This is a genomic window from Luteolibacter yonseiensis, assembly GCF_016595465.1.
Classification (GTDB): Bacteria; Verrucomicrobiota; Verrucomicrobiia; order Verrucomicrobiales; family Akkermansiaceae; genus Luteolibacter; species Luteolibacter yonseiensis.
Genome location: NZ_JAENIK010000009.1, coordinates 212,211 through 231,677, shown reverse-complemented (window position 1 = coordinate 231,677; position 19,467 = coordinate 212,211). Strand labels below are relative to the sequence as shown.

The 19,467-nt window shown below is 61.1% G+C and carries 20 protein-coding genes; 17 read left to right on the top strand and 3 right to left on the bottom strand.

The window, feature by feature from the left end:
• Positions 1–4 precede the first annotated feature (4 nt).
• The 12 genes from JIN84_RS08570 to JIN84_RS08515 all read left to right on the top strand — a co-directional run bounded on the left by JIN84_RS08570 (position 5) and on the right by JIN84_RS08515 (position 9,428).
• Positions 5–904 (top strand): hypothetical protein, encoded by a 900-nt coding sequence (locus JIN84_RS08570; RefSeq protein WP_200350625.1) that lies wholly within the window; start codon positions 5–7, stop codon positions 902–904.
• Between the two features lie 92 nt (positions 905–996).
• A complete protein-coding gene (locus JIN84_RS08565; protein ID WP_200350624.1) occupies positions 997–1,569 on the top strand; it encodes a DUF4256 domain-containing protein in 573 nt (190 codons plus the stop codon).
• A gap of 47 nt (positions 1,570–1,616) precedes the next feature.
• A complete protein-coding gene (locus JIN84_RS08560; protein ID WP_200350623.1) occupies positions 1,617–2,084 on the top strand; it encodes a GNAT family N-acetyltransferase in 468 nt (155 codons plus the stop codon).
• A 54-nt stretch (positions 2,085–2,138) separates the two neighbouring features.
• Complete coding sequence (locus JIN84_RS08555) at positions 2,139–3,029, top strand: ABC transporter ATP-binding protein (protein ID WP_234043406.1); 891 nt, start codon at positions 2,139–2,141, stop codon at positions 3,027–3,029.
• Positions 3,026–3,949, top strand: a complete 924-nt coding sequence (locus JIN84_RS08550) for an ABC transporter permease subunit (RefSeq protein ID WP_200350622.1) — start codon at positions 3,026–3,028, stop codon at positions 3,947–3,949. Before JIN84_RS08555 ends, JIN84_RS08550 begins: the two co-directional genes overlap by 4 nt.
• Before the next feature lie 4 nt (positions 3,950–3,953).
• Positions 3,954–4,931, top strand: a complete 978-nt coding sequence (locus JIN84_RS08545; protein ID WP_200350621.1) for a hypothetical protein — start codon at positions 3,954–3,956, stop codon at positions 4,929–4,931.
• 72 nt (positions 4,932–5,003) lie between these two features.
• Entirely contained in the window at positions 5,004–5,726 is a 723-nt protein-coding gene (locus JIN84_RS08540; protein WP_200350620.1) for a metallophosphoesterase family protein, read from the top strand.
• A 66-nt stretch (positions 5,727–5,792) separates the two neighbouring features.
• Positions 5,793–6,671 carry a metallophosphoesterase gene (locus tag JIN84_RS08535; protein WP_200350619.1) on the top strand — a complete coding sequence of 293 codons (879 nt, stop codon included), beginning with the start codon at positions 5,793–5,795 and terminating at the stop codon, positions 6,669–6,671.
• 56 nt (positions 6,672–6,727) lie between these two features.
• On the top strand, positions 6,728–6,982 hold the full coding sequence (locus JIN84_RS08530; RefSeq protein ID WP_200350618.1) for a FeoA family protein: 255 nt from the start codon (positions 6,728–6,730) through the stop codon (positions 6,980–6,982).
• A gap of 21 nt (positions 6,983–7,003) precedes the next feature.
• Positions 7,004–8,893, top strand: a complete 1,890-nt coding sequence (gene feoB, locus JIN84_RS08525; RefSeq protein ID WP_200350617.1) for a ferrous iron transport protein B — start codon at positions 7,004–7,006, stop codon at positions 8,891–8,893.
• Positions 8,894–8,895: 2 nt separating this feature from the next.
• Entirely contained in the window at positions 8,896–9,039 is a 144-nt protein-coding gene (locus tag JIN84_RS08520; RefSeq protein ID WP_200350616.1) for a FeoB-associated Cys-rich membrane protein, read from the top strand.
• Entirely contained in the window at positions 9,036–9,428 is a 393-nt protein-coding gene (locus JIN84_RS08515) for a VOC family protein (RefSeq protein WP_200350615.1), read from the top strand. Before JIN84_RS08520 ends, JIN84_RS08515 begins: the two co-directional genes overlap by 4 nt.
• Here JIN84_RS08515 and JIN84_RS08510 read toward each other — a convergent pair.
• The gene (locus JIN84_RS08510; RefSeq protein WP_200350614.1) at positions 9,411–10,553 is read right to left on the bottom strand and encodes a PDDEXK nuclease domain-containing protein; all 1,143 of its coding nucleotides are present in this window, start codon (positions 10,551–10,553) and stop codon (positions 9,411–9,413) included. The genes JIN84_RS08515 and JIN84_RS08510 overlap by 18 nt on opposite strands.
• 162 nt (positions 10,554–10,715) lie before the next feature.
• Here JIN84_RS08510 and JIN84_RS08505 point away from each other — a divergent pair, with 162 nt between their 5' ends.
• The 5 genes from JIN84_RS08505 (at position 10,716) to hpf (ending at position 16,869) form a co-directional block, all read left to right on the top strand.
• Positions 10,716–11,645: a bifunctional riboflavin kinase/FAD synthetase gene (locus JIN84_RS08505; RefSeq protein ID WP_200350613.1), complete on the top strand. Its 930-nt coding sequence runs from the start codon at positions 10,716–10,718 to the stop codon at positions 11,643–11,645.
• Positions 11,646–11,696: 51 nt separating this feature from the next.
• The gene (locus tag JIN84_RS08500; RefSeq protein ID WP_200350612.1) at positions 11,697–11,834 is read left to right on the top strand and encodes a hypothetical protein; all 138 of its coding nucleotides are present in this window, start codon (positions 11,697–11,699) and stop codon (positions 11,832–11,834) included.
• A 44-nt stretch (positions 11,835–11,878) separates the two neighbouring features.
• Positions 11,879–14,341 carry an Amuc_1098 family type IV pilus outer membrane protein gene (locus JIN84_RS08495; RefSeq protein ID WP_200350611.1) on the top strand — a complete coding sequence of 821 codons (2,463 nt, stop codon included), beginning with the start codon at positions 11,879–11,881 and terminating at the stop codon, positions 14,339–14,341.
• A gap of 35 nt (positions 14,342–14,376) precedes the next feature.
• A complete protein-coding gene (locus JIN84_RS08490; RefSeq protein WP_200350610.1) occupies positions 14,377–15,909 on the top strand; it encodes a hypothetical protein in 1,533 nt (510 codons plus the stop codon).
• Between the two features lie 372 nt (positions 15,910–16,281).
• Entirely contained in the window at positions 16,282–16,869 is a 588-nt protein-coding gene (hpf, locus tag JIN84_RS08485; protein ID WP_200350609.1) for a ribosome hibernation-promoting factor, HPF/YfiA family, read from the top strand.
• 181 nt (positions 16,870–17,050) lie between these two features.
• On the opposite strand, the gene JIN84_RS08480 is transcribed toward hpf, so the two are convergent.
• Positions 17,051–17,986: a ThuA domain-containing protein gene (locus JIN84_RS08480; RefSeq protein WP_200350608.1), complete on the bottom strand. Its 936-nt coding sequence runs from the start codon at positions 17,984–17,986 to the stop codon at positions 17,051–17,053.
• 431 nt (positions 17,987–18,417) lie between these two features.
• A complete protein-coding gene (locus JIN84_RS08475; RefSeq protein ID WP_267908199.1) occupies positions 18,418–19,437 on the bottom strand; it encodes a patatin-like phospholipase family protein in 1,020 nt (339 codons plus the stop codon).
• Positions 19,438–19,467 lie beyond the last annotated feature (30 nt).

Sequence of the window (19,467 nt, the reverse complement as noted above, 5' to 3'; positions counted from 1 at the left end):
ATATATGTTAACTAAATTTAATATATCGATATTTGTTTTCGCCCTGACCTGCGCTCCAATCCATACGCACGCCCAAGACGAAAAACTGGATCCCGCTAGATTGAAACAAGTAAAGGAGATGGCGCACACCATCCCTGACGATACGATGTACCTGGGCCTCAGGGAGGAAATGGGCGCCGAAAAATACGATGCCATGAAGATGAGAATGGAACAAGAGGAGAACGAAAGAGAGAACTTCATCCTCCACACTCCCGGCATTACCCCCTACCTCATGTTTCTGCTGAATAAGGAATACGAAAGTCGCGGGACATCGTTCATTTCAATCATGGTGGCCATTTCGAAGCGGAATGACCTCGGTGAAGTAAACCTGAAAAAAATTACAGATGAAATGAACCGCATCCTGGCTACCCCCAGTGACAAATTGAACGCATCAAGGGAAACCACTTTCCTTATAGGAGGAGTCAACATTCTGAGGAAATTTCCTTCACCTGAAAATGAAGATCTTGCCATCCGGGTCCTGACGAGAACCGATCGCAGATCATGGAGAAACGGCAAACTCGCAGCGGCAGAAACGTTGGCAATCATGGGGACCAAACGGTCCCTGCCCCATCTCGAACAAGCACAGAAATGGGCCGAATCGAATTCAGAGGGCGACGATTATTGGAATAACATCGTAACCGAGATGACAACGTACAACCGGGATCTCAAGAGACGCATGGAAGGGGTCAGGAATGACCACACACCGGCAGCGCATGATGGAAACTCCAGACCGGGTCACGGAAGTTCCCAACCGGTTGCCGCTGATGGACGCGTTCAGGAAAAGCTTTATTGGCTTCTGGGACTACTGGGCTTCCTGGGACTCATGGCCGCCGTGGTTCGCTATCGCAGAAGCCGGGCCGTTTGATCACCCGCCGGAATCCCTCGGCGTGGTCCGCCTGCTTCCGGAATCACAAAAGAATTGATCCCCCACGCGTCCGCCCGGTAAACAGGCTTCATATGAAAGCCGCCGGACCGAAAAGACAGCTCTCACCGGAGCAGCGCGATGGATTGCTCGGCGTTTTGAAAACCCGTTTCGAGAAACACACGGGCCGCCACAAGGGGATCCAATGGGCGGAGGTGGAGGCAAGGCTTGCGGCAGCTCCCGGGAAACTGTGGTCGCTCAACGAGATGAACGACACCGGCGGCGAGCCGGACGTGGTCGGGCTGGACAAGAAGACGGGTGAATATCTGTTTTTCGACTGCTCGCCGGAAAGCCCCAAGGGCCGCGTGAGCGTTTGTTACGACCGCGAGGGCCTGGAGTCCCGCAAGGAGCACCGCCCGAAGGATACCGCGGTGGACATGGCGGAGGCCATGGGGGTGGAGCTGCTGACCGAGGAGGAGTATCACGCGCTCCAGAAGCTGGGGGAGTTTGATTTGAAAACATCGAGCTGGATGAAAACCCCGGAGGATGTGCGGAAGCTCGGTGGCGCGTTGTTCGGAGACCGCCGGTTCGGCCGTGTCTTCACCTATCACAACGGCGCACAGTCCTATTATTCCGCCCGCGGGTTCCGGGCCTCGCTGCGGGTGTAGATCCACCTCATGGACGGAGATCTCACATGATGGACGACGACCTTTTCATGATCCGCAAACCGGAGGCCTGCGTGATCCGGCAGGCCACGGCGGAGGACGCGGCGGCGGTGGAGGCCCTTTATCGCGAACTGATTTCCGATCCCCTCATCCACGTCTCCCGGAGCCATGTCGGCAAGCTGTTCCTTTCGGACACCAGCTTCCTGCTCGTGGCGGAGCTGGACGGCATCGTCCGGGGCACGGCGCTGCTGAACCTGTGCCAGGATGCGATGTACCGCGCCCAGCCTTTCGGCGTGGTGGAGAATGTCGTCGTTTCTGAAAAGGCGCGCGGCCACGGCATCGGCCGGCAGTTGCTGACCCATGTCGAGCACCTGGCCATCACCCGCGACTGCACGAAGCTGATGCTCCTGAGCAGCGCGACCCGCACGTCCGCCCATGCCTTCTTCCGCCGCTGCGGCTTCACCGGCGACACCAAGCTCGGATTCGTCAAGTACCGCAGCCGCTTCGGCATCCGTTGAGGTGCCGATGCCATTCCTGCGGGGCGGGTTGGTGAAATTTACCCGTTGCCAGCGATGCTGCTGTGTTTCAAGGTGCACGGGCTGATGGCTGATATTACCCCCGCAGTTGAGATCAAGGACCTGGTGAAGGACTTCCGCACGTCGTTCCGCAAGCAATTGCTGCGGGCGGTGGACGGGGTGTCGATCCGCATCATGCCGGGCGAGGTTTACGGCCTCATCGGGCCTAACGGTTCGGGAAAGTCCACCACCATGAAGGCGCTGCTCGGGCTGGTGGCCCCCACCTCGGGGAACTGCTCCATCTTCGGCAAGGATTCGCTCAAGGTGGACTCGCGCAACGACGTGGGCTTCCTGCCGGAAAATCCTTATTTCTACAAACACCTGAGCGGTGCCGAGACCCTGCGGTTCTATGGCAAGCTCTGCGGACTCCGGGGACGCAAGCTGGAGGACAGGGTGAACGAGCTGCTCTCGCTGGTGGATCTGGAAGGCGCGCGGGACCGCCGCATCGGCGGATATTCGAAAGGCATGCTCCAGCGCATCGGACTGGCGCAGGCGCTGGTGCAGGAGCCGCGCCTCGTGATCCTGGACGAGCCGACGGCGGGCGTGGACCCCATCGGCTCGCGGCAGATCCGGGACCTGATTTTCAAACTGCGCGAACGCGGCATCACCGTCTTCCTCTGCTCCCACCTGCTGGAACAGGTGCAGGAGGTGTGCGACCACGTAGGCATCATCTTCCGCGGAAAAATGGTGAAGGAAGGCAGGCTGGAGGACCTCATCGCGATCGAGGACCAGACGGAGATCATCCTGAAGGACGCGAGTCCGGAACTGGTGGAACAGATCCGGTCGCTGGTGGCGGCTTCCTCCGGAACCTCCCTGGTCCGCACCGGCAAGCCACGGACCACTCTCGAAAGACTTTTCCTCCGCGAAACACAAGGAGGTGACCAATGAGCACGACGGCAACGGTTTCAAGAGGTTCGCACGCGGGCCGGATCTGGGTCATCGCCCGGCATGCGTTCACGCAGCTGGTGCGGATGAAGGTTTTCTATTTCCTCGCGGTCTTCGCGGTGATCGCCATCGGCAGCAACTTCTTCGAGCTTCCCCAGCACGAGGGCGTGGAGTCGGCGGGGGTGAACGTCCTGCGGTCCATCAAGAGCTGGTCGCTGGGGACCATGACGTTGTTCTCGGTGGTGCTTTCCATCGTGGCGACGGCGCTGCTGCTGCCGAAGGACGTGGAGGACCGCACGCTTTACACGATTCTGGCGAAGCCGGTGCCGCGCATCGACTACCTCGCCGGAAAACTCCTGGGCGTGCTGATGCTGGTCCTCGTTTCTCTCGCGCTGATGGACGTGCTGATGACCGCGGTCCTGCACATCCGGACCGGCATCGTCATCGAGCAGCAGGTCGCCTTCGCCCGCATGCAGGAATGGCCGCAGGCGACGATCGACTCGATGCGGCTGGAAATCGCAGCCCAGGGGGCGACGTGGTCGCTGCAGGGCGCGGTGTGGGCGGTCTTCCTGCGGGCGTCCATCATCGCGTCGCTGGCGCTGCTCATCTCCACCTTCTCGACGAGCACCCTGTTCACCACGATCATCAGCTTCCTGCTCTATTTCATCGGCCACTTCCAGGCGGACGCCCGGAACGTTTACCTCCAGGCAGGAGAGGCGGGACAGGGGATGTTCGCACGGATCGCCTCGCTCGTGATATCGCTCGTGCTGCCGGATTTCCAAAATTTCAACATCATCGACGACGTCATCCAGGGGCAGACCATCCCCCTGCTGATCCTCGGAAAGCTGACGCTCGTCGGTCTCTACTACGCGGTGTTCTTCACCATCGCGTCGTGGTTCATCTTCGCTGAAAAGGAATTCTGAACCTGTGAAACCCTGGCAGAAAAACGCGATCCTGGCGGTGGCCGTGCTGGCCTTCGGAGCGGCGCGCATGCCATTCGAGGCGGGGCTGGCGAAGGAACTGCGCGCGGCGCACCTGACGGCTCCGGACCTCCAGATCGGGACCGGCGAGCGCATCGGCCAGACCAGCACGGCGGTGGCGCTGGGCGGACTGAGAACGCTGGTGGCCACTTTCCTGAACCTCAAGGCATTCTCCTATTTCCAGGAACTGAGGTGGGACGAACTGGCGGAAACGTTCGACACCATCGTGGACCTCGCGCCGCGCACTCCGTATTACTGGGACGCCGGATCCTCGCACCTGGCCTATGACGCCGCGTCCTACTACCTTTCCCAATCCACCCTCCCGCCCCTGCGGAGAAAGGAAGCGTGGCGCGCGTCGATCCGGCAGGGCCGGGCTTTTCTGGAACGCGGCATCCGCAACAACCCGCAGGACTGGACCCTGCTGACAAAGCTCGGCAACATCCTCTCGGACTCGAACAAGTTCTCCGCCTATGCGGACCAGGACAAGGTCTTCCTGGACGCGGCGGACGCCTACCGCCGCGCCGCCGCGACCGGGGAGGCGCCTCCCTTCGTGAAACGTGCCGAGCTCTGGCCACTGGCCCGCGTCAGGGGGAAGGAAAAGGAGGCCCTCGAACTGGCCCACCGGTTCTACGCGGAAAAGAGCAACCGCGTGCCCACCCTGAAATGCCTCGTTTTCGTGCTGGAGGCCCATGAAAATCCCGGGATGGACCTGCGGAAACGCGCTGTCGAAATCTTCGGCAGCGAGCAGGAAGCCTACGACCAGCTCAGCAACCACTGGATGCGCATCAGGGAGAAATTCCCCGTTTACGGAGTGGCGGCGACCCTCGAACTGCTCGGAAAATCTCTGGGGATCCCACCGGAAAAAAGCGTGTTGAGCCAACCGATGCCCCCGCCGGCCGACATGGACCGCTTCTTCTCCCGCTAGGACAGTCCTGTTTCCTCTCGACAGAAACGCCTCAACCGACACACTCGCCCCTCCTTTCCCAGAACACACTCCATGCGGATCGCTCTTTTCGGTGACATACATGCCAATCTCGAAGCCCTCGAGGCCGTCCTGGCGGACGCTTCCCAACAAGGCGCGACCGACTACGTCTGCATGGGCGACATCGTCGGCTACAACGCGGACCCTTCCGCCTGCCTGGAAATCGTGCGGGCCATGGACTGCCCGACGGTGAAGGGAAACCACGACGAGGACGCCTCCGGAAACCACTCGCTGGAAACCATGAACCCGGTCGCCGCCGCCGCGTTGGAATGGACCCGCTCCCAGCTCAGCGAGGAGCAGCGGAAATGGCTCACCCGCCTCCGCATGGTCCGCCAGGTCTCGGACTTCACCGTCGTCCACAGCACGCTCGACCAGCCCGCCAACTGGAACTACGTGACGAACCGCTTCGACGCGATGTCGAATTTCTCCTACCAGTTCACCCAGCTCTGCTTCCACGGCCACACCCACGTGCCGCGCGTCTACATGAAGACGGACAAGGTCACCGAGGTGGCCGCCGAGTCCGTCGCCATCGAGGCCGGGGCGAAGTACTTCATCAACGTCGGCTCCGTCGGCCAGCCGCGCGATGGCGACTGGCGCGCGTGTTATGCGATCTTCGATCTCGACCGCAACCTGCTCACCTTCCGCCGCGTGGAGTACGACATCGCGAAAACCCAGGCGAAGATCATCGCCGCCGGACTGCCGCAGATGCTCGCCGAGCGGATCCAGGAAGGCCGCTGAGCCTTCTTCACGGAATTTTCACCGGAAAAACATCAGGTTTACATATCCCCTGCACACGCTGGCCCCATGCAGCATGACGACACAGACGCTCTTGGGACAAAGCCCCGCCTCATCACCCGCAGACGTGCGGCCGGACTCGTTCTCGCCGGTGCCGCGGGTTGCCTGATCGACGGCTTCGCCATCGAGCCCGACCTCCTCTCCGTCACCCGGCAGGACGTGGCGTGTAAAAAACTCCCGCCCGCGCTGGACGGACTGAAAGTCTGCCTGCTCGCCGATTTCCATTTCCTCCCCGGAACCAACGACGGCCTGCTGGACAAGATCATCGCCCGGGTCCGCATCGAAAAGCCGGACCTCATCGCCCTCGGCGGAGACTACATCAGTTCGGACGTGTCGGTGGTCCAGCCTCTGGTGGAAAAGCTGGGACAGCTGCGCTGCGCCCACGGCATCTTCGCCATCATGGGGAATCACGACGGCTGGTGCGGCGATCCCGCCATCATCCGCCGCCAGTTTGAAAGCAAGGGCATTTCCTTTCTCATCAACCAGCACAGCCAGCTCCACATCCGTGGCGAGAAGCTCGCGCTGGCGGGCACCGACTTCGTCTGGAAGGGCAGGCCGGACCCTGTGAAAACCCTCAAGGGTGTCTCCGCGGACACCCCCGTCATCGCCCTCGTCCACGAACCGGACTACTTCGACACCATGACGGCCGGCCGCAACATCCAGCTCCAGCTCTCCGGCCACACCCATGGCGGACAATGCCGGGTGCCGGTCATCGGCTACGCGCCGCGGAAGGTGACGTTCGGCAAAAAATACATCTACGGCACCTACACCAGAGGCGACTCCACCCTTTTTGTCACCCGTGGCGTCGGCACCAGCGGCCCGAGGGTTCGCTTCGCCTGTCCTCCGGAACTGGCGATGCTGACGCTCCGGGCACCGGTTTTGTCTTGAACAAATCCAAGTTTCTTGTTGCAAGCGAATCTCAATTGGAGATCTTTGGCCAACCAATGCCCTCCATCCTCGCCGACGACCTCCGCATCGACAGCGCCATGACCCTCAACCAGGTCAAGGCAGGTTGTGATGTGCGGATCAGGTTGCTGAGCGGCCCGAGCTGTGACCGCCTGCGCGACCTCGGTTTCTGCGAGCAGCTCATGCTCCGCAAGATCTCCGGCGGCAGGAACCTCGTCTGCTCCATCTGCGGCACCCGCATGGCGATCAGCCGCGAGTTGGCCGAACAGGTGCTGGTGTCTCCGGTCGGTTGACACCACCACCGGGAATTTTTCATGTCCACTGCTTCCGACGCCCCCACGACCATCGCGCTGATCGGCAATCCGAATGCCGGAAAGACCACTCTTTTCAACGCCCTCACCGGTGCGAACCAACACGTCGGCAACTACGCGGGCGTCACGGTTTCCGTGAAATCCGGCGAGGCCTTCAGCGCCCACGGCAACAAGCTCAAGGTGCTCGACCTGCCCGGCTGCTATTCGCTGCGTGCCAATTCTCCGGATGAGAAGGTCGCGCTCGACGCGCTCAACGGCCAGCTTCCCAACCAGCCGAAGCCGGATCTCGTGGTCTGCGTGGTGGATGCCTCCAGCCTGGAACGCCACCTCCAGCTCACCCTCCAGGTCATCGAGCTGGGCATCCCCTGCGTGCTCGCGCTGAACATGGTGGACGTCGCGGAGCGCACCGGCCTGCGCCTCGACCCGGTGAAGCTTTCCGAGGAACTCGGCATCCCCGTGGTGCCGATGCAAGCGAATGCGAAGAAAGGCATCATCGAGCTGAAACAGGCGATCCGCTTCCCCCTCCCCGCCGCCCCGCACGCCCACTGGGCGACCGACCCCGACCACGCGGAAAACAGCCGCCGCGCCTTCATCACCCGCCTGTGCGAACTCGCCGCACGCCGCCCGGACGCCCACCAACAGACCCTTTCCGACAAGCTCGACAGCGTGCTGCTCCACCCGGTCTTCGGCTGGGTGGCCTTCCTCGGCATCATGTTCACCGTTTTCTGGTCCATCTTCTCCTTCGCCTCCATCCCGATGGACGCCATCGACGGCGCGCTGGGATCGCTCGGCGAATGGGTCGGCTCAAAGATGGCGGAGGGAGACCTGCGCTCGCTCATTGTCGATGGAGTCATCGCCGGCATTGGCGGCACGTTGGTTTTCCTGCCACAGATCGTGCTGCTGTTCCTCTTCATCGGCCTGTTGGAAAGCTCGGGCTACATGTCACGCGCCGCCTACCTGATGGACGGCGTGATGTCGGTGGCCGGACTCAGCGGAAAATCCTTCCTTCCGCTCTTCTCCTCCGCCGCCTGCGCAATTCCCGGCGTGATGGCCACCCGCACGATCGACTCGGCGAAGGAACGCCTCGTGACCATTTTCGTCGCGCCGTGGATCAGCTGCTCCGCCCGCCTGCCCGTCTATTTCCTCCTGATCCCGCTGATCCTGCCGAAAGAAGGCGGAGCCTGGCAGCAGGCGCTGATCCTCTTCGGCATCTATCTGCTGGGCATCGTCACGGCCTTCATCGTCGCCCGCGTCCTGCGGGGCCGGCTCGGTCCGGACAAGTCGATCAACCACTTCCTGCTGGAACTGCCTCCCTACCGCCTGCCGCAGTGGTCCTATATCTTCCGCCACGTCTTCGAGCGGGCGTGGGCCTTCGTCGCCAAGGCGGGCACCATCATCCTCGGACTGTCCATCCTGCTCTGGGCGCTCGGCACCTATCCGAAAAGCGACTCGGAAGACGCGGGTGAGCAACTCGCCCACAGCGCCATGGGCCGCATCGGAAATGTCATCGAGCCGGTGGTGAAACCGCTTGGATTCGATGGCCGCATCGGCACCGCCATCCTGACCTCCTTCGCCGCGCGCGAGGTGTTCAACTCGACCCTGAGCGTGATCTTCAACGTGGAGTCCGATGACGAGGAAGCGGCCGAGTCCCTGTTGCGTGAAAAGGTTTCCGCCGCCACCTGGCCGGACGGCAAACCGCTTTTCACGCCTCTGGTCATCGTCTCCCTGCTCGTGTTCTACATCTACGCGTTGCAATGTCTGCCCACGAGCGCCGTGGTCGCCCGGGAGGCGGGGTCGTTGAAATGGGCGGTCGGACAATTCCTCTTCATGACCGGCTTCGCCTACGTGGCCGCGCTCATCGTCTATCAGGCAGGAAAACTCTTCGGATTCTGAACATGACCACCGACTGGCAAACCATCACCGCGGCGGCCGTCGTCGTCGCCACGATCACGATCTTCCTCGTCCGCCTCGCCCGCCCGAAGAAAAAGAAGGGCGGCTGCGGGCACGGCTGCGGTTGTGACAAACCGAAGCACCCATGAAAATCGAACACGTCGCCTTCAACGTCGCCGATCCCGTCGCCGTGGCGGACTGGTATGTGAGGCACCTGGGGCTGCGGATCGTCCGGCACCTGCCCAGCCCCACCCAGACCCATTTCCTCGCCGACGACACCGGCGCGACGGTCCTCGAAATCTACTGCAATCCGCCGGACCAGATCCCGGACTATGCGGCGATGAATCCGCTGCTGTTCCACCTCGCCTTTGTTTCCGCGTCACCCGATGACGACCGCGCCCGCCTCACCGACGCCGGGGCTTCTTTCGTGGACGAATTGAAACTGCCCGACGGCAGCCATCTTGTCATGCTACGCGATCCATGGGGAGTCGCCCTGCAACTCTGCAAAAGGGCGGTGCCGCTAGTCGTATTTCCCTGAGGCGAAATCCACAGCCAGTTCGGCTTCGATTTCCTCGATGGTAGGCAGGCTGCCGCGCAGTTCCTCGGGCAAGGATTCGGTGAGCTGTGTCTGCCATTCCGCGACGGCGATGGATTGGTCCAGCCCGCGCAGGGCGTATTCGGCCACGAGCCTGTTCTTTTTCCGGCATAACAGGAGGCCGATGGTCGGCTGGTCGTCCGGGTGGCGCAACAGGTCATCCACTGCGGAGAGATACAAATTGAGCTGGCCCACATCCCCCGGAGAAAAAGCACGGCTCTTCAGTTCGATGACAACGTAGCGACGGAGTCGCAGATGGTAGAAAAGCAGATCCAACGGATAATCCTCGCCGCCGACCTCCAAGCGCACCTGACGGCCGACGAACGCGAAACCCGTTCCCAGTTCGAGAAGAAACTTCTGAATGTGATCCATGAGCGATTGCTCGACCTCAGCCTCACGCCGGAGGTCCGCGGTTCCCAGAAAATCGAAAAGGTAGGGATCTTTGAAAAGCTGCGAAGCGAGGTCCGAATCCTCGGGAGACATGGTGAGGGCGAAGTTGTTCTGCGCCTTGCCCGCACGAAGATGGAGACCTTTCCGGATTTGTATTTCCAAAACATTCCGGCTCCACCCATGAGCCAGAGTTTCACCAATGTAGAAATCGCGGGCAGCGGGATCTTTCACCATCTGTAGCAATCGGATGATTTGCCCCCAGGGCAATTGCGAAACAGGTTGTTTCGCAATTGAACCATCCGGGAATGCTTCCGCGAACAACTTCATCGAAAGCAAGTTACGAGCGGAAAGACCGCTCATTCCCGGAAATTCGGCCTGGAGATCCATCGCGAGGCGATCAATGACCCGCGCCCCCCAGGCAGCTTCCCGCTGACGGGCGAGGATGATTTTTCCAGTATTCCAATACGCCTCGACGACAATGGGATTCGCAGCGAGAACCGCACGGAGCCGGGCGGCCCGGAGGTGGTCCTTGATTTCCTGAAGAGTGCCGGCATAACCCGTCGGCAATGAAGAAGCGGGTGTCGGCACGGGGAAAATCGCATCCGCGCGGGTACGCCCACGGGAAAGGCGGGACGGATCGATCTCGGATTTATCATTCTCCCGGCGTTTCGCAGTCATCTGGTTCACACCAACCAGCAGATAACATCCTCCACGCCAAGAAAGGAAACCACCAGCCGGACACTTTCATTTGCTTTATTTGCTTCAGGTCACCTTGTAACGTCCACCCCTCCCTCCCATAACCCACTTGCCCCTCCGCCTCCACCCCGCTATCCCGGCCACGTGCTGATTCGCAAACACCTTGAAGACCTACCCGCCCTCGGCGCGCCGCTCCACCTCGCGCTCGGGGTTTTCGACGGTCTGCACGTGGGCCACCAGACGGTCATCGCACGTGCCGTGGAAGCCGCGAAGCGGGATGGCGGGATGGCCGGAGTGCTCACCTTCGATCCCCACCCCATCCGGGTCATCGCCCCACGGAAGGCTCCGACCTCCTTGTTGGAAACGCTGGAGCACAAGGCCCGTGCCGTCGGGGATTACGGCGTGGAGCTTTTCATTCCGCTCCACTTCGACCTGGAGGTGGCGAAAATGGAGGCCTCCGAATTCATCGAACGCCTCATGGCCGCCCCCGTCCGCACCCTCGCCGTCGGTGAGGACTGGCGGTTCGGCCACAACCGCGGTGGCGATGTGAATTTCCTCGCGGCGGAAGCGGCGAAACGAGGATTCACCCTCGAAGCCGTGCCACCGGTGATGCACGAAGGCGAGCGCATCAGCAGCACACGCATCCGCCAGGCGATCCGTGACGGCAACCTCGACGCCGCCGCCCGCATGCTCGGCAGACCGTATGTCGTCTGTGGAACCGTGGTGGAGGGCAGGAAACTCGGCCGCACCATCGGCTTTCCCACCGCGAATCTCGTGACGCGCGACGCGCAGCTCCCTCCCGACGGCGTGTGGGCGGTGCGGGTCCGGCTTCCGGACGGGCGTGACACCACCGGCGTGGCCAACCTCGGACTGCGCCCGACGGTGGATGGAAGCAACCGCGCGCTAGAGGTCCACCTGTTCGATTTTTCCGAAGGCATCTACAACCAGGAGCTGGAAGTGCGCTTCGAAAAACACCTGCGTGACGAGATCAGGTTCCCGTCGCTGGATGCCCTGCGCTCTCAGATCCAGCAGGATGCGATGGCCGCACGCGAGTATTTCAACAGCCGGTCCTGATTCGTAAAGCATCTGCTTGACACATGGAACGTTCATGTGAACACTTTTCACATGAACTCCATTCCACCCGTCCTGTACAAGGTCCGCAAGATCATCGCCACCAAGCTGACCCCCTATTTCCGCCAGCCCCAGGTGATCCGCCGCCCCATCTCGGTGCAGTTGGAGTTCCCGTGGCTCTCAAAAAGATGAATTTTCCGGATTTTGCGCTTACCCTCGCGGATTAAGCTCTCTATATGTCGCCCATCGCTCACATGGAGACCGTCAAACCCATCACCCCTTTCCGTGGCCGTGCCGCCTTGTTGGCCACCGCCTGTCTGATCGCCCCGCTGACGGCTGGCGAAACCAGAAACAACTCAACATCCGCGACTTCAGAATCTTCCAGCACGAATGTGGCGGTCGAAGAAGCGCAGGTTCTGCTGCGCAAGGGCGATGAAGCCTACACCGCCGCACGCTATTCCGAAGCGGTCGATGCGTATGCGGGTGCCCACGCCCTCATTCCCGACACATCTGCCTCCTCCGAACTCCGGGCCGCCGCGGCCGAACGTTACGCCCAAGCCTCCGTCGAGCATGCCAAGGGCCTCGTCCGCAAGGGTGATCTGGCCGGTGCGAAAGCCGTCGTGGACAAGGTGCTGGATCCAGCCATCGCCCCGAAAAACGCCGGTGCCCTGAACTACCGCGCCCAGCTTGACGACCCGATCCGCACCAATCCCGCGCTGACCGCCGAACACGGCAAGAACGTGGATGCCGTGCGCCGCCTGCTCTACACCGCCGAAGGTGCCTACAACCTCGGGAAATACGACGAAGCGAAGCGTAAATACGAGGATGTGCTCCGCATCGACCCGACGAACACCGCCGCCCGTCGTGGCCTGGAGGTCGTCGCCTCGGCGAAAAGCTCTTATTCCAAAGCCGGCTACGACCATGCCCGCGCCGACATGCTCAGCCAGGTGGCCAGCCAGTGGGAACTGCAGGTTCCCGCACCGGAACTTGATCCCTCTCTCACGGATCCCGGCGACCACACGATGGGACACAACGCGATTTCCATCAAGGCGAAGATCGAACGCATCATCGTTCCTAAAATCGCATTGGAACAGGCATCGCTCCAGGAAGCCCTCGATTTCCTCCGCATCCGTGCCACGGAGAGCGACACCACCGAGCTGGACCCTACCCGCAAGGGCGTCAACTTCACCGTGAACCTCGGCGCGCCGGATTCCCCTGCCGCGCAAAAAATCAACAGCATGCGCTTCGATCTGCGGCTGTCCAATGTTCCGGTTTCCCAGATTCTCGAATACATCACCGCCACCACCGGCACCTCCTACTCCACGGATGACTACGCGGTGAACATCGTCCCGGCAGGCACCGCCTCCGCCGAACTGGTCACACGCACCTACCGCGTCCCGCCGGACTTCATCAGCAGCCTGAGCCAGGGTGCGGGCGAAGAAGGCGGGGCCGCCGCCGACCCATTCGCGGAAACTCCGAAAAAAGGACTGCTTGCCAAGCGGCTCGGCGCACAGGAAGCCCTCGAGAGGCAGAACGTGACCTTCCCGGAAGGATCCTCCGTCAGCTACATCGCCAGCAGCAGCACGCTGCGGATCGTCAACACCCCGGCGAACCAGGACTACATTTCACAAATCATCGAGTCCCTCACCAAGACCGAGCCGATGAGCGTGACGGTCCGCGTGACCATGATCCGGGTGGAGGAATCCCGCCTTGAGGAACTCGGATTCGACTGGCTTCTGGACAACTTCGGCTTCGGCGGTGCCGGCTGGGTTCCCGGTTCCTCCAAGCTCAATCTCAGCGGCGGCACCCAGGGCAACGGCGGCGATGTCGATGACATCATCCTCCCCAGCGGAGTGACCGACCGCCGCCCCCTCACCGCCGGCAACCGCAGTGGTGACGGCGCCATCAACGGCAATTCCCTCGACTCCCTGCTCAACGACCCGTCCGGTCGCCAGGAAAGCTTCCGCGCGCCGGGCGTTCTCGGCGTGCACGGCGCCGTCAGCAACGCGAATTTCCAAACCCTCATGCGCGGCCTGGACCAGAAATCCGGCGTGGACATGATGGCCCGCCCGGCTGTCGTGAGCCGCAGCAACCAGGAATCCTCCATCGCCATCGTCCGCGAATTCATCTACCCTACGGAATACGAACCCCCGGAACTTCCCAACGATTCCGGTGGTGGTGGCGGCAACGAGAACGACTTCTTCGGCTTCGTCGCCCCCGCCTCAAGCGCCGTCACTCCCGCGACTCCGACCGCCTTTGAAAAGGAGGATGTCGGCATCACGCTCAACGTCCTTCCGATCGTCGATCCCTCGAAGAACTACGTCAACGTCACCCTGAATCCCGTGTTCAGCGACTTCGACGGCTTTGTCAACTACGGCAGCCCCATCAACAAGACCATCAACGGTCCGCTCGGCCCCCAGGCGGTGGAAGTCACTCCGAACGACATCCTGATGCCGGTGTTCAGCAAGCAGCAGTTCTCCACGAGTGTCAACGTGATGGATGGGGCCACCCTCGTCGTCGGCGGCTTGCTTTCCGAAAGCGTCCAGAATGTGGAGGACAAGACACCGATTCTTGGAGATCTCCCGGTTGTCGGCCGTTTGTTCCAATCCAAGGCGAAGAAGCCGACCTCCATCGCGATCATCTTCATGGTCAACGTGGAGATCACCGACCCGACCGGTCGCCCTTACCGTAACCGCTGAGCTGGCGAAAACGCCGCCCACTCCAACATCTGCCAATGTCAGCCGCCCCAAGCGAGCCAGAGAAATATTCGATCGACGAAATGATGAATCGGTTGAAGCAGTCTTCAGCCGGAAATCCAGAAGAGGGTGAGCTCGTCACCCGCGCCGACGGCTCCCAGGCCGTCCGCGTCCGCAAGCGCAAGCGCCGTTCCAGCCAACCGCACAAGAAAGATGCCGAACGCATCCGCCGCGCGCGCGCCGTCCAGATCGCCGCGGCACTCATCCTCGTCCTCCTCGCCGCCCTGACGATCGGCGTCGGAATCATCTATGCGAACAGCGGCCCGTTCCGCAATTCGCTGGTCACCAAGATCGGCGAATCCACCGGTGCGAAAGCCGAGCTCCATCAGTTCCGGATGAACCCGAAGACGGCGAACGCGAACTACCTCATCTTGGAGTGGCCGCAGGGAAGTCTCCTGAAGACCATGAATTTCCGTGGTCTCAACGCGGAAATCTTCCCGTCGAGCTTCCTCGGAAAATCCATGACCGGAGAAGAGGTGACAGCCATTGAAAGCAAGATCGCCCTGCAGTATCCCCAGCCCGGGCAACCCAGGCGCGCGGGCCCGGCCGCCGGCAGCTCCCTGCCGGTCAATTTCGGCCGCTACCGGACCCGCCTGATGGATGTCACCCTGGGCAGCGGTCCCTCCACCATCAGCCTCAGCAAGGCGGAGGGTTCTTACACGGCGAGCAATATCAAGGGTCGCCCCCAGTTGTCGGTGAGCAAGGGGGAACTCGGCATCCCGAACTGGCCCAAGCTCCGCCTGGATCGCGCGCTGGTCGAGTTCCGTGGGGAAGAAGCCGACATCATCAGCTTCCGCATGCTCCATGAAAAGGACAACCGCGGCAGTTTCCAGTTGAGCGGAACCCTGTCTCCTTACAAGCCGGAGCAGGTCGCCTCTCTTGCGGCCACCCTCGAATTGTTCCCACTGTCCGGCCTCATCGGCCCGGCGCTCGGCGGCCTGATCGAAGGAGAGGTCGACACCGAGCCGGCGGACACCTCCAACTTCCTGTCCTTCCAACCCACGGCGAACTCCCTGGCGAAGCTGGATGTCACGGTCGCCGCATCACCGGGCTCCGCGATCAGGATGCACGGCTTCCCCTTCCTCAATGCCATCTCCGAGGCGCTCGGGGATGACAAATGGTTCGTCTCACCCGTATTCGAAAGCCACAGCCAGGTCCATCTCATCCGCGAGGGCGGCGCGGTCACGCTGCGTGACGTCAGGCTGGAGAGCAAAAGCCGCATGGCGATGAAAGGCGAGATCTCCCTCACCACGAAAAACACGCTGTCCGGCACGCTTGAAGTCGGACTTTCCGAGACGATACTCCTGGCTTCCAGGCACCAGCGCCTCATCAGCATGTTCGGCCCGGCCACCGAGGGTTTCTGCTGGATCACGCTTCAACTCGGCGGGCAGGCGAACGCGCCGACCGATGATTTCAAGGCTCTCTTCGACGCGGCCAAAACCGGTGCCGGCCCTTCCGCCCCCGCCGGAACACCAGCCTCCACCTTCGAGGAACTCACCCGTCCGAAATAACTCCCCTTGGAGTCCACATCGTGGCGGCGGTTTCCAACCGACAAACCCTTTTCCTCCGATCCACGGCGGACGGCTCCATGTCACAAAACGCGTTGATCCCATTGCGGAACAACGTGCCGCCATGATGGATGCGGGAACCCCGCGGTTGTGAACCTCCGCCACAACCAGCCCGCCGTATAGGGAAAAAATCCCCCTCCGGCACATCCGTGCCCTGCCTGCGTTTTCCACAGATCCCGCACGAAATCCGGAATAAAATTTGTTCTTCTTTTCCGAAGAAGAACATGGCGCTCTCCAATCTTTTGGTTCATTGTATCAAACGGATAAGGCAGCTAAACCTGTCATCCATTCACCTAAATTAAACCAATTAGAACCATGCAAACTGCCAACGTCAATCTGCCGATCACTGTAACTGTGAGACATGAGCAAGTGACCGATGCCCTCCGCGACCACGCGACGAAAAAAATCGAGAGCCTTCATCTCGATTACCCGCGAATCATCGAGGCCAAGGTCATTCTCGACGTTCAGAAAAACCGGCACATTGCGGAAATCATTCTCTTTTGCGCCAACCACATCACCATCGAAGCCCACACCGAGGGCAAGGACATGTATGTGGCGCTTGATGAAACCATCGAAAAAATCGCCCGTCGCATGCGCAAGCACAAGACGCGCCTGATGAAGAAGCACCGCCCGCATCGCAACGAATCCATCCGCCATCTGGAGGAGCGCTTCTTCACGGAAGAGGTCCTCGACCACCCGGAGGATTCCGACATCGATCCGGCTCCATTCATCGTCCATCCGGAAAACTACTCGATCCGCACGATGTACAAGGAAGACGCCATCATGCAGCTCGAACTCTCCGACCGCCCCTTCGTGCTCTACAAGAGCGCGCGCCGCGGCGTGCTGACCATCGTCTATCGCCGTAAGGACGGCGAATATGCCGCGATGGACATCAAGGACTGATCATCGAAGCATTGAACCCGGGCGGCAAGGGGGATCCATCTTCCTTGCCGCCTTTTTTCCCATTACCTCGCCGAGCGCTCCAGGTGACAGCGGTCCCGGCAACCGGATGACGATGGGACGGTCCCCGTGATTCCCATCGTCCGGTGATGTCATTGTCGCCCGACGGGACGGAGCCTATGGCTCAGTTCTTCTTGTCGAGATTCGCCGCCATCTCCTCGTCGGTCGGTGTCTTGGAGGGCACTCCGTCCGCAGGCACTTCGATCCCCGCGATCCAGGCGACGGCGTTCAGCACCACGCGGCGGTGGTCGTCCGCCTTCCAGTTCTTGTGGAAGTGGCCGCCGGTGAAACCGAAGGAACGGCCGCGGCCGAATTTGGCGGGACGGTCATAGACCCACATGGTGTGCTGCGGTTCCTTGCGCTCCAACACCGCCTCGCGGACGGCGGGGTTCCCTTCGTGCGGACCGTCTGGGCGGGTGAGGGACTCGGCGGGAGGCAGCGCGGTCAGGATGGGGGTGACACCGTCCATCTTCGGGCGGAAACGCATGTGGTAGTACCACTCGTCGCGGATGTTGAAATCCTTGATGCCGCGGGTGACCGCGTGTTTCGGGATCTTGTAGGAGGCGTCCCAGTGCGGATTCACCGACCAGTCGCTCTCGAAGTAGCCGCCGATGAGATCAAGGAACGTGTCTCCCGGCTCCCCCTTCGGAATTTCCACCGCGTAGTGGATGCAACCGATGCCGACGCCTTGTTTGGCGAGCTTTTTCAATTCGTCCAGCTGCCGCATGGCGGGATGACCGCCACCGCCGTCCGAATAGATGACCACGGCGGACGCGCCGTCGAAAATGGAATTGTCCTTCGGCCAGCCGTTGGTGGTGACCACCGCATCGACGGGCAGGCCGCTCTTGTTGAGTTGGTCGGCGAGCAGCATGCAGCCCGCGCGGTGCTCGTGCTCGCCCGGCGGGTGGCTCGGATTCCCCGCGATGAAGACGATCTTCTTCTTGGCGGCGGCGGTGGTCTTGGTTTCCCCATACGAGAGCGTCATGATGGCTGCCACCATGCCAAACACGCAGAGCAGTGGGAAAAGGATGGGACGAGGGTTTTTCGTGAATGTGGACATATCGTAATAGGACACCCTGACTACGCGCCCAAATGAGGATTATTGCAAGCGGAACGCCTCCGGCCTGCGGAAGTTTCACTGTTCCCCCGCCGGCAATGCCGAAGCCCGACAATATTTCAGGCGTAAATGGCAGATCATCAGTAATTTTTTGAATCTTGAGGAAGTGAGTAGCGATCCGGAACGCCTTCTGATGGTTGCCGGATTTTTGGGAGAGATCCGCAGCCGTCTGATATCTGATCTTCGCTCTTTCGCTGCTTGGTATTCTGGCAGCTTCCACGCGGAATCACGGATACCAGCAGATCGACGCCATGAAAAAGGCAATGCCTCTGGACGACACCAGAAACTAGGATGGCCCTCTCGCCGCACCGTCGCTTTTTCAGCGGAGGATTGTACAAGTCCCGGAGAATGCCGCCCAGGACGTGCGATGACGGTCATCTCCCGGGCCAGTGGATGGCCTCAGGGGGGCCGAGCGCCCATCCATCCGGATCCGCTCCCAAAATCCGGAGGGTTCTCTTTCCATAGGAAGTGGCGGCAGCAATCAAGGTCTCTCGGTGGACGGAAGTCCGGTGGATCGCTTCGTTCTCCTTCGTGCAAATTGTTGCGATGTTCACATTGGAAGGGACTGCGGATCGTCCCAGCGCAAGATTTCTGGAGACGCGGGAACTGTGGTGGCTCTCAGAGAAGGCCTTGCGAATCCCCTTGCGGCCGCGTGCGCAGATCAGTTCGAATATCAGTTTGCTCCAGAGCGGCGGTACCGGTGCGACGAAATCCTCCGGACGCGAAAGCAGCAGCAGGATGTCCGTGCATCCGTCTTCGATCGCCTGTTGGATGGGAAACGGAATCCTCAGGCCTCCATCCATGTAATCTTTCCCGTCGATGTTGACGGTCAGATTGTAGAGCACCGGTAGGGCCAGGGCGGCACGGATGACCGAGGGGACGGAGACCGAGCTATTCTTCACGTCGATCATGGTAGCTTCTCCGTTTTCCATATCGATCAACGGGACGAAAAATTGTGTAGGTGAAGCCAGGATCTTCGCCACGTCCAGCGGCTTCTTCAGACAAACCAGTTCATCGATCACCCAATCCACATCCACGATTTTATTCAGGCGGCGCGGATTGATGAACCGGCCAGTCGTCAGGTCATCGAAATAGATCGAGATCCCCAAGTCTCCTTGTCCGGAAAGGAAATAGCTCGCATTGATCGCCCCCGCGGAGGTGGCGTAAATGGCATCGAACTGCGCCTCCATGCCCGCATGGGCGAGAGCGAGGGTGCCTCCCGCAGGCGCAGCGGCCCTCATGGCCCCGCCTTCCAGAATAAGGGCGAGTTTTCTTCCATTATTGCCAAGAGGTGCGGGTCGGTGGATGCGCTGGCGCACCAAATCGATCACCGCCTCCGGGTTTATTCCGCGTAAACCGGGAATTCCGTGCGAGATGGGAGAAACTGCTAACATTGTCAAAAGATCGAGGATGAAGGGAGTGGA

Excerpts from the sequence above, each read along its gene's own strand:
- hpf (WP_200350609.1), top strand. The coding sequence starts at position 16,282 with ATGCAAACTGCCAACGTCAATCTGCCGATCACTGTAACTGTGAGACAT.
- JIN84_RS08480 (WP_200350608.1), bottom strand. The coding sequence starts at position 17,986 with ATGTCCACATTCACGAAAAACCCTCGTCCCATCCTTTTCCCACTGCTC.
- JIN84_RS08560 (WP_200350623.1), top strand. The coding sequence starts at position 1,617 with ATGATCCGCAAACCGGAGGCCTGCGTGATCCGGCAGGCCACGGCGGAG.
- JIN84_RS08540 (WP_200350620.1), top strand. The coding sequence starts at position 5,004 with ATGCGGATCGCTCTTTTCGGTGACATACATGCCAATCTCGAAGCCCTC.
- JIN84_RS08490 (WP_200350610.1), top strand. The coding sequence starts at position 14,377 with ATGTCAGCCGCCCCAAGCGAGCCAGAGAAATATTCGATCGACGAAATG.
- JIN84_RS08520 (WP_200350616.1), top strand. The coding sequence starts at position 8,896 with ATGACCACCGACTGGCAAACCATCACCGCGGCGGCCGTCGTCGTCGCC.
- JIN84_RS08500 (WP_200350612.1), top strand. The coding sequence starts at position 11,697 with ATGAACTCCATTCCACCCGTCCTGTACAAGGTCCGCAAGATCATCGCC.
- JIN84_RS08510 (WP_200350614.1), bottom strand. The coding sequence starts at position 10,553 with ATGACTGCGAAACGCCGGGAGAATGATAAATCCGAGATCGATCCGTCC.
- feoB (WP_200350617.1), top strand. The coding sequence starts at position 7,004 with ATGTCCACTGCTTCCGACGCCCCCACGACCATCGCGCTGATCGGCAAT.
- JIN84_RS08570 (WP_200350625.1), top strand. The coding sequence starts at position 5 with ATGTTAACTAAATTTAATATATCGATATTTGTTTTCGCCCTGACCTGC.
- JIN84_RS08555 (WP_234043406.1), top strand. The coding sequence starts at position 2,139 with ATGCTGCTGTGTTTCAAGGTGCACGGGCTGATGGCTGATATTACCCCC.
- JIN84_RS08565 (WP_200350624.1), top strand. The coding sequence starts at position 997 with ATGAAAGCCGCCGGACCGAAAAGACAGCTCTCACCGGAGCAGCGCGAT.
- JIN84_RS08495 (WP_200350611.1), top strand. The coding sequence starts at position 11,879 with ATGTCGCCCATCGCTCACATGGAGACCGTCAAACCCATCACCCCTTTC.
- JIN84_RS08535 (WP_200350619.1), top strand. The coding sequence starts at position 5,793 with ATGCAGCATGACGACACAGACGCTCTTGGGACAAAGCCCCGCCTCATC.
- JIN84_RS08475 (WP_267908199.1), bottom strand. The coding sequence starts at position 19,437 with ATGTTAGCAGTTTCTCCCATCTCGCACGGAATTCCCGGTTTACGCGGA.
- JIN84_RS08515 (WP_200350615.1), top strand. The coding sequence starts at position 9,036 with ATGAAAATCGAACACGTCGCCTTCAACGTCGCCGATCCCGTCGCCGTG.
- JIN84_RS08530 (WP_200350618.1), top strand. The coding sequence starts at position 6,728 with ATGCCCTCCATCCTCGCCGACGACCTCCGCATCGACAGCGCCATGACC.
- JIN84_RS08550 (WP_200350622.1), top strand. The coding sequence starts at position 3,026 with ATGAGCACGACGGCAACGGTTTCAAGAGGTTCGCACGCGGGCCGGATC.